General features: G+C 63.6%; 8 protein-coding genes and 2 tRNA genes. 9 read left to right on the top strand and 1 reads right to left on the bottom strand.

Annotation, left to right across the window (positions count from 1 at the left end; genetic code table 11):
• From COW1_RS05345 to COW1_RS05325, 5 genes are all read left to right on the top strand, one after another.
• Complete coding sequence (locus tag COW1_RS05345; RefSeq protein ID WP_096366115.1) at positions 1–273, top strand: HU family DNA-binding protein; 273 nt, start codon at positions 1–3, stop codon at positions 271–273.
• A gap of 277 nt (positions 274–550) precedes the next feature.
• Positions 551–626, top strand: a tRNA-Val gene (locus COW1_RS05340).
• Positions 627–632: 6 nt separating this feature from the next.
• Positions 633–709, top strand: a tRNA-Asp gene (locus COW1_RS05335).
• Between the two features lie 435 nt (positions 710–1,144).
• Positions 1,145–3,064, top strand: a complete 1,920-nt coding sequence (locus tag COW1_RS05330; protein ID WP_096366116.1) for a SurA N-terminal domain-containing protein — start codon at positions 1,145–1,147, stop codon at positions 3,062–3,064.
• 8 nt (positions 3,065–3,072) lie between these two features.
• The gene (locus tag COW1_RS05325; RefSeq protein ID WP_201345638.1) at positions 3,073–4,368 is read left to right on the top strand and encodes a dicarboxylate/amino acid:cation symporter; all 1,296 of its coding nucleotides are present in this window, start codon (positions 3,073–3,075) and stop codon (positions 4,366–4,368) included.
• 233 nt (positions 4,369–4,601) lie between these two features.
• Here COW1_RS05325 and COW1_RS05320 read toward each other — a convergent pair whose 3' ends face one another.
• The gene (locus tag COW1_RS05320; RefSeq protein WP_096366118.1) at positions 4,602–5,387 is read right to left on the bottom strand and encodes an enoyl-ACP reductase; all 786 of its coding nucleotides are present in this window, start codon (positions 5,385–5,387) and stop codon (positions 4,602–4,604) included.
• Positions 5,388–5,519: 132 nt separating this feature from the next.
• Between COW1_RS05320 and COW1_RS05315 the strand changes: the two genes are divergently transcribed.
• The 4 genes from COW1_RS05315 (at position 5,520) to COW1_RS05300 (ending at position 12,404) form a co-directional block, all read left to right on the top strand.
• The gene (locus COW1_RS05315) at positions 5,520–7,709 is read left to right on the top strand and encodes an ABC transporter substrate-binding protein (protein WP_201345637.1); all 2,190 of its coding nucleotides are present in this window, start codon (positions 5,520–5,522) and stop codon (positions 7,707–7,709) included.
• On the top strand, positions 7,709–8,686 hold the full coding sequence (locus tag COW1_RS05310; protein ID WP_096366120.1) for an ABC transporter permease: 978 nt from the start codon (positions 7,709–7,711) through the stop codon (positions 8,684–8,686). The genes COW1_RS05315 and COW1_RS05310 overlap by 1 nt, the downstream gene beginning before the upstream one ends.
• Positions 8,683–10,095, top strand: coding sequence for an ABC transporter permease (locus tag COW1_RS05305; protein WP_096366121.1), 1,413 nt, complete (start codon positions 8,683–8,685; stop codon positions 10,093–10,095). Before COW1_RS05310 ends, COW1_RS05305 begins: the two co-directional genes overlap by 4 nt.
• Positions 10,096–10,397: 302 nt before the next feature.
• Entirely contained in the window at positions 10,398–12,404 is a 2,007-nt protein-coding gene (locus tag COW1_RS05300) for an ABC transporter ATP-binding protein (protein WP_096366122.1), read from the top strand.
• The last annotated feature ends 68 nt before the right edge of the window (positions 12,405–12,472 follow it).

Below are 12,472 nucleotides of genomic sequence, written 5' to 3'. Positions count from 1 at the left end.
ATGAATAAAGCTGAACTGATTGACGCCGTTGCCGATGCCGCGAACCTGTCCAAGGCCGATGCCACCCGCGCGGTTGATGCCGTGCTGGATTCCGTGACAGGTGCCCTGAAGAAGGGGGAGCAGGTCAGCCTGGTCGGCTTCGGTACCTTCGAGGTTCGCGAGCGCGCCGCCCGCCAGGGCCGCAATCCGCAGACCGGCGCGACCATCCAGATTGCCGCCTCCAAGGCGCCCGCATTCAAGGCTGGAAAAGCGCTGAAGGATGCCGTAAACTAAGCACTTCGTTTCGCCCTATTTTGCATTCTCAGCGACACGAGAAACGGCGAGATGCAAGGCGCACGCGCGCCGGAAGGGGATCCCCTTTCAAGTGTGTGCAACGCAGCAGATGGCCGTTTCTCGTGTCGCCCGAAGGGAGCCCTCCCAATCAACCAAGGCTGTGTTACAGCCCTTGGAAAGGGATGAGCCATTCCCTGCGGACTGTGCCTTGCCTTGGTTGATTGGGAGGGCTCTGAGAAAGCAAAATAGGGCGAACCGGAGTGCCATCTGCTTTTGAGGGTGCTTAGCTCAGCCGGGAGAGCATCGCCCTTACAAGGCGAGGGTCGGGGGTTCGATCCCCTCAGCACCCACCAAACTGCGGACCGGTAGTTCAGCTGGTTAGAATGCCGGCCTGTCACGCCGGAGGTCGCGGGTTCGAGTCCCGTCCGGTCCGCCACTACATCGAAGGGCGCCTTGCGAGGCGCCCTTTTTGTTTGTACAGTTGCCCACTTCGTGTGCCGCTTTATAAGCCTGAAAATCATTGATGGCCACGGAATACACGGAAAGCACGGAAATACAAGGGCAGAAACTTAGATAGCGGCTCTGTCTGGCCCGCTGCATGTCGTTCCGGCGCAGACCGGAAAAACGCGTAGCGTGTTGAACGCCCGCAGCGAGTAATCCAGAAACCGACGTGGTTGGATTCCCTCTTTCACGGGAACGACGTAGAGGCCTGATCGCAGCGATTTATACTGCCCTTTGCGCAAACCAGTATGGTTCCACCTCCATGCCGGCTTCGACGCCAGGGGCATGACGGAGTGCTAATTTTTTTCAGTGTTTTCCGTGTATTCCGTGGCTATTATGTTTTTTTGGATAATCAATCCGGGAATACATCATGCTGCAAGCCATTCGCGACCGCGTTACCGGCATCATCGCCTGGGTCATCGTCGGCCTGATCTCCGTCACCTTTGCCCTGTGGGGGGTGGACTCCTATCTGCGCGGCGGTGCCCAGACCTACGCGGCCAAGGTCAATGATACCGAGATCAGCACCGACCAGTACCGTCTGGGGCTGCGCCAGCAGGCCAATCGCATGCAGGCCATGCTGGGCGAACGCTTCGATCGTGCCATCCTGAGTACCCCGGAGTTCAAGCGTGCCGTACTCGACCGCCTGGTCGAGGAGGAACTCCTGCTGCAGGCTGCCGATGATTACGGCCTGAGCATCAGTGACAGCTATCTTGCCGCCCGCATCCATGCCGACAGCAGCTTCCAGGTCGACGGCGAATTCGATCCCGAACGCTACAAGAACCTGTTGTCCCAGCAGGGCATGTCGCCATCGCTGTACGAGCACCAGCTGCGCCGCTCGCTGCTGATCAACCAACTGGTCAACAGTGTCTCCACCTCCAGCATCGTCACGGATGCGGCCGTCACCCAGGGGCTGCGCCTGCAGAACCAGATGCGCGAGATTGCCTTCCTGCGCCTGTCGCTGGCACCGCGGCTCGAGCAGGTCGAGGTCAGCGAGGAGGCGATTGCCGCCTATTACGAGAACAACAGCGGGCAGTTCGTGGAACCGCAACGGGTTCGATTGAGCTATATCGAACTCACGCTGGAAGGTCTGCGTGAGGAGATCAGTATCGACGAGACCCGTCTGCGCGAACTGTACGAGGCAGAAAAGGAACGTCTTGCCGGCGACGAACAGCTGCGTGCGCGGCATATCCTGATCGAACTGCCCGAGGATGCCGGCGCGGCAGCCGAGGCCGCGGCGCGCGACCGTGCCCGTGCCATCCGTCAGCAGCTGCAGGAAGGCGCCGATTTTGCCGAACTGGCCAGGGCCGAATCCGACGATCCCGGTTCCGCCGCCCAGGGCGGGGATCTGGGTTTCTTCAGCCGCGGCTTCATGGTGCCCGAGTTCGAGACGGCGGCCTTTGCGCTGGAACCGGGTCAGATCAGCGAACCGGTACGCACGCCCTTCGGTTTTCACGTCATCGAGGTGACCGACGTGCGTGCCAAGGAGGTGCCGGGCTTCGAGGAAATGCGCGATGAACTGTACCGTCGCGCCACCCAGGACGAGGCCGAGCAGCGCTTCTATGACATCGCCGACCGGCTGTCGCAGCTGACCTTCGAGATTCCGGATTCACTGCAGCCTGCCGCCGACGAACTGGGCCTGGAGATCCGGACCAGCGACTGGATCACCGAGACCGGTGGCGCCGGTATCGGGCAGTACGAGCAGGTGCTGGCTGCCGCCTTCAGCGAGGACGTGCTGGATCAGCGCAACAACAGCCAGCCGCTGGAGGTCGAACCCAATCATGTGCTGGTGGTGCGGGTGGCCGAACACCAGCCGTCGCAGCCGCAGCCGCTGGAAGCGGTCAGGGATGATATCCGTCAGCGCCTGGCGCGCGAGCAGGCCGCCGAGCAGCTGCAGGAGCGGGGCGAGGCCCTGCTGGGGCAGCTGGAAGGCGGCGAGGCCGATCTGGAGTCTCTGGCCTCGCAGCCGGATGTCGACCTGGAGACGCCGGGCGCGATCCGGCGTGGCGATCCCCGGGTGGATCCGACTATTGCCGCCCGGGCCTTCAAGCTGCCGCGCCATGCCGACGGCAGCGTGACCCGCGAGGGATTCGCCGACAGCAGCGGCAACTATATCGTGCTGGAGTTGCGGGACGTGCAGGAGCCCGACCTGCAGGCGGTGGGCGCAAACGAGCGTCAGGGATTCCGGCGTAATCTGCTGCAGCTGTACGGCTCGGTCGAGGCCCAGGCGCTGGTCGAGCAGCTCAAGGCCGGGGCCGAGATCGAACTCAACGAGCAGCTGATCGAAGACTGATCGCCTGAATGCCGACCCGCCTCGCCCTGCACTGGCAGATCCTCATCGCCCTGATCCTGGCGGTGATCGCCGGGCAGCTCAGCGGCACGGAGGCCGGCATCGCCGGCGTCAGCTTCTACGCCGTCTATGATTTTCTGGGCACGCTGTTTCTCAATGCCCTGAAGATGCTGATCGTGCCGCTGATCACGGCCTCGATCATCTCCGGCATCGCCGGAGTGGGGCAGGGCGGCAGCCTCGGCCGGCTCGGCGGCCGCACCCTCCTGTACTATCTCGCCTCCAGCCTGATCGCCATCCTCATCGGCCTGGCCCTGGTCAATCTCATCACTCCCGGGATCGTTGACGGCGAACCGGCACGCGACATCATCGGCCTGCAGGCCGCGGATGCAGAACTGGAGCAGGTGACCGGCAGGGGTGCCGGGGATATTGCCGATGTATTCCTGCGCATGGTCCCACCCAACGTCATCGATGCCGCCACCAACAACGGCCAGATGCTGGGTGTGATCTTCTTCAGCCTGCTGTTCGGGTATTTCATGGCCCGCATCGAGGAGCCCTATGCCGAGAGCCTGTATACCTTCTGGCAGGGCGTCTATGAGGTGATGATGCGCATCACCGACCTGGTGATGCGCTTTGCCCCGATCGGGGTGTTCGCCCTGGTGGCCCGGGTCATGGCCGATACCGGTCTGGGGGCCTTCGTGCCGCTGCTCAGCTTCGCCCTGACCGTACTGGCGGCGCTGGCGCTGCATGCCTTCGTGGCCCTGCCGCTGATCCTGATGCTCATTGCCCGAGTGCGCCCGGGCCGGCACTACCGGGCCGTGGCGCCGGCCATGCTGACCGCCTTCTCCACCGCTTCCTCCTCGGCCACCCTGCCCATTACCATGGAGTGCGTGCAGGACAATGCGAAGGTCTCACGGCGGACCAGCAGCTTCGTGCTGCCGCTGGGCGCGACCGTGAACATGGACGGCACCGCCCTCTATGAATGCGTCGCCGCCATCTTCATTGCCCAGGCCTACGGACTGGATCTGAGTTTCGCCCAGCAGTTCACCATTGTGGTGATCGCGCTGCTGACCTCGGTCGGTGTGGCCGGCATCCCCGCCGCCAGCCTGGTCGCCATCACCATCATCCTCGCCGCCATCGGCCTGCCGGCCGAGGCCATCGGCCTGATCCTGGCCGTGGACCGCATCCTGGATATGTGCCGCACCAGCGTGAACGTGTTCAGCGATTCCTGCGCCGCGGTGGTGATCGGCCGGCTGGAAGGGGAGGAGGGGATTCTTGCGGATGAGGACGGTCAGGCACGGCGGGCATAACGCAGAGGACGCGGAGGCGCAAAGATAAAAATGCCGTTAAGGAAACTCTGAAAATTACTCTTTCCGTCATTCCCGCGAAGGCGGGAATCCAGTATTGCGCAGGATAGTCAGACGCTGGATCCCCGCCTTCGCGGGGATGACGCAGCTGAAGCAAGTACCTTTATCTTTGAAAAACTCTGCGCCTTCGCGTCTCTGCGTCCTCTGCGTTGAAGCCGAAATTGTTCACAACCCCTCTATTCCATCTCCGGCGCGCCGACGATGTTGTAGCCGCCGTCGACATAGGTGATCTCGCCGGTGATGCCGCTGGCCAGGTCCGAGCACAGGAAGGCGGCGGCGTTGCCGACCTCCTCGATGCTGACATTGCGCCGCAGCGGGGCGTTCTGCTCGCCATACTCCAGCAGCTTGCGGAAGTTGCCGATGCCGGAGGCGGCCAGGGTGCGGATCGGGCCGGCCGAGACGGCATTCACCCGGGTGCCTTCCGGGCCCAGGCTGTAGGCCAGAAAGCGCACGTTGGCCTCCAGGCTGGCCTTGGCCAGACCCATGACGTTGTAGCTGGGCATGGCGCGCACCGCCCCCAGGTAGCTCAGGGTGAGCAGGGCGCCGTTGCGGCCGGCCATCAGCGGACGCGCCGCCTTGGCCAGGGCGGCGAAGCTGTAGGAACTGATGTCATGGGCGGTGGCAAAGTTGTCGCGGGTCACGCTGTCGACGAAGCTGCCTTCCAGCGCCTCCTTGGGGGCAAAGGCCACGGAATGGACCAGGATATCCAGGCCGTCCCAGCGCTTGCCCAGTTCGGTGAAGACCTTGTCGATCTGCTCATCCGAACTCACGTCCAGCGGCAGGGTGATGTCCGAGCCCAGTTCGCCAGCCATTTTCTCGACCCGGCCCTGGAGCTTTTCGTTCTGGTAGGTAAAGGCCAGTTCCGCGCCTTCACGCTGCATGGCCTGGGCGATGCCCCAGGCGATGGAGCGGTTGCTGGCCAGGCCGACGATGAGTGCGCGTTTTCCGGCGAGAAATCCCATAACCCTGTCCTTCGTATGTCCATGTGGGAAACCCGGTAAGGTACCGAAAAACGCCGGTCACGGAAAGGGCGGTCATGCCGGAGGCAAAATCGCTTGCTGCATCCGGTTGGCACATCGCTATAATGCAAGTCCATGACAATACCGATAAAACAGCTCGGTGGCCTGCTCGCACTCTGCTGGCTGCTACTGTCCGGCTGCGATGAGCAGCCCTGGAACAGTCCCTATCCCGCCGGCGAGCAGGCCGAGAACATTCTCTACTCTTCCTTCGAGGAACGTCCCAAGCACCTGGACCCGGCCCGTTCCTACAGTTCCAACGAGGTGGTGTTCCTGGGCCAGATCTATGAGCCGCCGCTGCAGTACCACTATCTCAAGCGTCCCTACGAGCTGATCCCGCGCTCGGCCGAGACCGTTCCCGAACCCGTGTATCTGGATGCTGCAGGCAATGAGTTGCCCGCGGATGCGCCGGCCGGGGACGTGGCCTACAGTGAATACCGCATCAGAATCCGGCCGGGGATACGCTATCAACCGCACCCGGCCTTTGCCGCAAATGAGGCAGGCGAGTACCTCTACCATGAACTGAGCCCGGGCGAGATGGAAGGCCGTCACGCCCTGCAGGATTTCCCGCATACCGGGAGCCGGGAACTGGTGGCGTCGGATTTCGTCTACCAGATCAAGCGCCTTGCCCACCCGGCGCTGCATTCGCCGATCCTGGGCCTGATGAGCGAGTACATCGTGGGTCTGGCCGACTATGCCGACACCTTGGGGCGGGTCTGGAATGAACTCAAGCAGAGCAACGGGAACAATGACGGTCTCTATCTCGACCTGCGCGAACATCCGCTGCCGGGAGTCGAGGCCATCGACCGCTATACCTATCGCATCCGCATCAAGGGACGCTATCCGCAGATGGTCTACTGGCTGGCCATGCCCTTCTTTGCGCCGGTGCCGTGGGAGGTGGACTATTTCTTCTCCCAGCCCGGTATGAAGTCACGCAACCTGACACTCGACTGGTATCCGGTGGGCACCGGCCCCTACCGCCTGACCGTGAACAACCCGAACCTGGAAATGGTGCTGGAGCGCAATCCCAATTTCCGCGGCGAGACCTATCCTGCCGAGGGCGAGCCCGGCGACCGCGAGGCGGGGCTGCTGCAGGACACCGGCAAGCCCATTCCCTTTATCGATAAGGCAGTGTTCAAGCTGGAGAAGGAACAGATTCCCTACTGGAACAAGTTCCTGCAGGGATATTACGACAGTTCCGGCATCAGTTCCGACAGTTTCGACCAGGCCATCAAGGTGGGCGAGGGCGGCGAGGTCGGGCTTACGCAGGACATGCAGGAAAAGGGCATCAGGCTGCAGACTGCGGTGGCTACCTCCATCTTCTACATGGGCTTCAACATGCTTGACCCGGTGGTGGGCGGTGACAGCGAACGCGCCCGCAAACTGCGCCGCGCCATTGCCATCGCCATGGATTACGAGGAGTTCATTTCCATCTTCCTCAATGGCCGCGGCGTACCGGCGCAGGGGCCGATCCCGCCGGGGATTTTCGGCCATCGTGACGGCGAGGCCGGCATCAATCCCCATGTCTATGACTGGATCGACGGCGAGCCGCAGCGCAGACCGATCGAGGCGGCCAGACGCCTGCTGGCCGAGGCCGGCTATCCCGGCGGGCGCGACGCCGAAACCGGCAGCCCACTGGTGCTGTATTTCGACACCACCGGCGGCGGGCCGGACGACAAGGCGCGCATGGACTGGCTGCGCAAGCAGTTCGATAAACTTGATATTCAGCTGGTGATCCGCGCCACCGACTACAACCGCTTCCAGGACAAGATGCGCAACGGCACGGCGCAGATCTTCCAGTGGGGCTGGAATGCCGATTACCCGGATCCGGAGAACTTCCTGTTCCTGCTCTATGGCGAGAACAGCAAGGCGGAGAAGAACGGCGAGAATGCGGCCAATTACCGCAACGGGGAATTCGACCGGCTGTTCGAACGGATGAAGAACATGGACAATGGTCCGCAGCGTCAGGCGCTGATCGACGATATGCTGGCCATTGCCCGCCGTGACGGTCCCTGGCTCTGGGGCTTTTATCCCAAGAGCTTCAGTCTGCATCATGCCTGGCTGAAGAACAACAAACCCAATCTGATGGCGCGCAACACACTCAAGTACAAGCGTATTGACACCGAACTGCGCCAGCGTCTGCGACGGGAGTGGAACTCGCCGATGCTGTGGCCGCTGGTATTGGCTGGCATCCTGCTCGTCGCGGCAACCGTGCCGGCTGTGATCGGCTACCGCCGGCGCATGTACATGCGCGGAAGGCAGGACTGATGCTGGCCTACATTTTCCGCCGCGTCCTCTACGCCCTGCCGATATTGATCGGGGTCAACCTGATCACCTTCGCCCTGTTCTTCGTGGTCAACACCCCCGACGACATGGCGCGCATGCACCTGGGCATGAAGCGGGTCACGCCTGAGGCGATCGAATCCTGGAAGGCCGAGCACGGCTATGACCGGCCGCTGCTGTACAATGCGGCGGCGGACGGGGTCGATAGCCTGACCGATACCATCTTCTTTGAGAAGTCGGTCAAGCTGTTCGCTTTCCAGTTCGGTCAGTCCGACAGCGGCCGTGACATCGGCCATGATATCCGCCAGCGCATGTGGCCGAGCCTGCTGATCGCCCTGCCGACCCTGCTGATCGGGCTGGCGGTCTATCTGAGCTTCGCGCTGCTGCTGGCCTTTTTCCGCGGCAGCTACATCGACATCGGCGGCGTGGTGTTGTGCATTGTCCTGATGTCGATCTCGGCGCTGTTCTATATCATCGGCGGTCAGTATCTGGTGGGCAAGATGCTGCACCTGGTGCCGATTTCCGGTTTCGATACCGGCTGGCAGGCGCTCAAGTTCACCATTCTCCCGGTGCTGATCGGCGTGGTCGCCGCCATCGGCAGCAATGGCCGCTTCTACCGTGCCATCTTCCTGGAGGAACTGGGCCGCGACTATGTCCGTACGGCGCGCGCCAAGGGCACCAGCGAGCCGCGCCTGATGTTCCGCCACGTGCTCAAGAACGCCATGATCCCGGTGCTGACCAACATCGTGGTCATCCTGCCGCTGCTGTTCATGGGCAGTCTGATCATGGAGTCCTTCTTCGGTATCCCGGGCCTGGGCAGCTACACCATCGATGCCATCCAGAATCAGGATTTCGCCATCGTGCGTTCCATGGTCTTCCTAGGCTCGGTGCTCTACATCCTCGGCCTGCTGCTGACCGATATCTCCTACACCCTGGTCGACCCGAGGATACGCCTGTCATGAAGCCGGTGATCCTCTGGACCGATGCGCTGATCTGGCTGCTGGTGGCGGTCATCGTCTTCACGGGTCTCTACATGCGCCGCAAGCCCCACCTGCGCGAGCCCTGGCAGCGGGTGATCCGCAGCCGCATGGGCATGTCCGCGCTGGTGGTGCTGTTGGCCTTCGTTCTGATCGGGCTGCTGGACTCGCTGCATTTCCGCGAGGCCCTTCCGGACCAGGCGGCGGGCGAGGAGGTGCATTATTCCGGCGAGGTGCTGAGCCTGTTCGACAAACTGGTCGGACCGCTGCGTACCCAGGTGGAGAAGACCTATTCGGCGCCGTTCTCGGCCTGGCTGTACATGAAGGAGATGATCGAGCGCCCCGACGGCAGCCAGGTCCGGGATTACCCGCGGCTGGAATATGGCGCGGCGCACCTGGCCGACCCGGTAAACGAGCGGGGACCGGACATCGCCCGCCGTCTCGGGCTGGCCACGCTGCAGACCCTGGCTGGCATGGGGCTGGTGCTGCTCATCACCTCCGCCCTGGTGGCCAGGCGCTACCGGCAGGGACTGGGCCCGGCACTGGGCAGAAGCCTGCGCGGCGGCACGGCGCTGCCGCTGCCCACACTCCTGCTGACCCTGGGTGCGCTGCTCTGGCTGTTGTTCGCCAGCATCAACCTGGCCGGGGCCTACCACGTTTTCGGCACTGACAAGGTGGGGCAGGATGTCTTCTATCAGGCCCTGAAAAGCGTCCGCACCGGATTGGTCATCGGTACCCTGACCACTCTCATCATGCTGCCCTTCGCCGTCCTGCTCGGGATCATGGCCGGCTATTTCCGCGGCTGGGTGGATGATGTCATCCAGTATCTCTACACCACGCTGAATTCCATCCCCGGGGTGCTGCTGATCGCCGCCGCGGTGCTGATGATGCAGGTCTACATGGATACCCATCCGGAGTTGTTCGAGACCATGGCCGAGCGGGCCGACCTGCGACTGCTGTTCCTGTGCATCATACTCGGCGTGACCAGTTGGACCGGTCTGTGCCGCATGCTGCGCGGAGAAACCCTGAAACTGCGCGAATTGGACTATATCCAGGCCGCCACCGCCTTCGGCGTGCCGAATTTCGTGGTCATCCTGCGCCACATCCTGCCCAATGTGATGCACATCGTGCTGATCGCCGTGGTGCTGGACTTCAGCGGCCTGGTGCTGGCCGAGGCGGTACTGTCCTATGTCGGCGTCGGCGTGGATCCGACCATGAACAGCTGGGGCAACATGATCAACCGCGCCCGCCTGGAGATGGCGCGCGAACCCATGGTCTGGTGGTCGCTGTTGGCCGCCTTCATTTTCATGTTCACCCTGGTGCTGGCGGCGAACCTGTTTTCCGATGTGGTCCGCGATGCCTTCGACCCGCGGCTGCGGGAGCAGCGTGGGTGATGTCCGGGGCCTGGTGACGGGAACGCAATGGGCACGAAGGAAACAAAGACACTGCTTTACTTGATTTCATCGCAAAATTCACGAAGCCGTCATTCCCGCGCAGGCGGGAATCCAGATGCCGCTGCGGTTACTGGATTACTCGCTTCGCTCGCCCTTCGGGCCGCCCTGCGGGCGTTCAACGCGCTCCGCGCTTTTGTCCGGCCTGCGCCGGGATGACGGGGAGACGGAAAACGGGCTTTATGTATTCTGATGTCCTTTGTGCACTTTGTGGTAATGGAAATCCTTTCACTACTGGGTAAATAATGTCCGACAAGCTGCTCACAGTCCGGGATCTGCAGGTGCGCTTCGGCGCGGGCGAGGGCGCGGTGCGCGCCGTCGACGGGATCAGCCTGGAGATCGATCGCGGCGAGACCCTGGCGCTGCTGGGTGAATCCGGCTGCGGCAAATCCATGACCGCGCTGGCGCTGCTGCGGCTGCTGCCGCAGCCGGCCGGGCACATCGCCGGCGGGCAGGTGCTGCTGGAGGGGCAGGATCTGCTGGCGCTGCCCGAGGTGGGCATGCGCCGCATCCGCGGCGGGCGCATCGCCATGATCTTCCAGGAGCCCATGACCTCGCTCAACCCGGTGATGACGGTCGGCCGTCAGATCGGCGAGGTGCTGGCCGCGCACAAGGGTCTGCAGGGACGGGCGGCGACGGCCCGGGCCGTCGAGCTGCTGGACCTGGTCGGGATCCCCGATCCCGCCCGCCGGGTGGACGAATACCCGCATCAGCTCTCCGGCGGCATGAAGCAGCGGGTGATGATCGCCATGGCGCTGGCCGGCGAGCCGGACCTGCTGATCGCCGACGAGCCGACCACGGCACTGGATGTCACCATCCAGGCCCAGGTGCTGGAGCTGATGCGCGATATCCAGCGTGAGACCGGTATGGCCATGCTGCTGATCACCCATGACCTGGGCGTGGTCGCCGGGATGGCCGACCGGGTGGCGGTGATGTATGCCGGCCAGATCGTCGAGCAGGCCGACCGCAGGGCCTTCTTCGAGGAACCGCGCCATCCCTACAGCCGCAAGCTGTTCGCCGCCCTGCCGGATATGGACAAGCGCGACCGGCCGCTGACCGTGATTCCCGGCACCGTGCCGCCCCTGAACCAGCGTTTCCATGCCTGCCGCTTTGCCGAGCGTTGTGAATCCGCCTGGCAGACCTGCCGCGAGCTCGAGCCCGCCTGGCTGGAGGATACCGGCGGGCGGGGAGTGCGCTGCCATCTGTACGATCCGAACCATCCACATCCGGCCGCGGCCGCAGCCGTCGCCGCGTCCGAAAAGCTGGGCAAGCGCACGGCCGCGCCGCGCGAGCTCCTTGACGTGAGCGGACTCAAGGTGCATTTCCCCATCCACAAGGGGCTGTTCAAGCGCACGGTCGGGCATGTCTATGCCGTGGACGATGTCGATATCCGTATCCCCAGCGGCTGCACCCTGGCGCTGGTGGGCGAGTCGGGCTGCGGCAAGACCACGGTGGGCAAGTCCATTCTGCAGCTGCTGCGTCCCACCGCCGGCAGCGTGCGGTTCGACGGCGACGAACTGACCCGGCTGCGCGGCGAGGCGTTGCGCCGCCGGCGCCGCGAATTCCAGATCATCTTCCAGGATCCCTTCTCCTCCATGAACCCACGCATGCAGGTCGGGGAGATCATCGAGGAAGGCATGGTGGCGCAGGGCCTGCTGCCGGATACGGCTGCGCGCGAGCGGCGAGTGGCTGAACTGCTGGATCAGGTCGGGCTGCGCCCCGAACATGCCCGACGCTATCCGCACGAGTTCTCGGGTGGCCAGCGTCAGCGCATCTGCGTGGCGCGCGCCCTGGCGGTGGAACCTCGGCTGATCATCTGCGACGAGCCCACCAGCGCGCTGGACGTCTCGGTCCAGGCGCAGATCCTGAATCTGCTCAAGCGACTGCAGCTGGAACTTGACCTGGCCTACCTGTTCATCACCCATAACATCTCAGTGGTGGCCTATCTCGCCGACCGCGTGGCCGTGATGTACCTGGGCCGCATCGTGGAGGAGGGGCCGGTCGACCGGGTGCTGACCGATCCGCAGCACCCCTACACCCAGGCGCTGCTCTCGGCTGTACCGACCCTCGATGCCGGCGGCGGGCGCGAGGTGATCCGGCTGGAAGGCGATATTCCCTCGCCCTCGAATCCGCCGGCCGGCTGTCATTTCCACCCCCGCTGTCCGCAGGCCATGGAACGCTGCCGCCGGGCCTATCCCGAGCGCTTCGAGCGGGGATCGGAGCACTGGGCCCGCTGCTGGCTGCTGGAATAGTCGCAACCCGGCGCCGGTGGTATATACACTACGGATGTGCGCGAACCGGCGCACAAGCAGGGCTGTCT

The sequence above is a fragment of the Thiohalobacter sp. COW1 genome (assembly GCF_016629505.1).
Lineage (GTDB): Bacteria > Pseudomonadota > Gammaproteobacteria > Thiohalobacterales > Thiohalobacteraceae > Thiohalobacter > Thiohalobacter thiocyanaticus_A.
This window is presented reverse-complemented; position numbering and strand designations above follow the sequence as displayed.

Bases quoted from the DNA above. Each gene is read 5' to 3' on its own strand.
- COW1_RS05315 (WP_201345637.1), top strand. From the start codon at position 5,520: ATGACAATACCGATAAAACAGCTCGGTGGCCTGCTCGCACTCTGCTGG.
- COW1_RS05320 (WP_096366118.1), bottom strand. From the start codon at position 5,387: ATGGGATTTCTCGCCGGAAAACGCGCACTCATCGTCGGCCTGGCCAGC.
- COW1_RS05310 (WP_096366120.1), top strand. From the start codon at position 7,709: ATGCTGGCCTACATTTTCCGCCGCGTCCTCTACGCCCTGCCGATATTG.
- COW1_RS05330 (WP_096366116.1), top strand. From the start codon at position 1,145: ATGCTGCAAGCCATTCGCGACCGCGTTACCGGCATCATCGCCTGGGTC.
- COW1_RS05305 (WP_096366121.1), top strand. From the start codon at position 8,683: ATGAAGCCGGTGATCCTCTGGACCGATGCGCTGATCTGGCTGCTGGTG.
- COW1_RS05325 (WP_201345638.1), top strand. From the start codon at position 3,073: ATGCCGACCCGCCTCGCCCTGCACTGGCAGATCCTCATCGCCCTGATC.
- COW1_RS05300 (WP_096366122.1), top strand. From the start codon at position 10,398: ATGTCCGACAAGCTGCTCACAGTCCGGGATCTGCAGGTGCGCTTCGGC.
- COW1_RS05345 (WP_096366115.1), top strand. From the start codon at position 1: ATGAATAAAGCTGAACTGATTGACGCCGTTGCCGATGCCGCGAACCTG.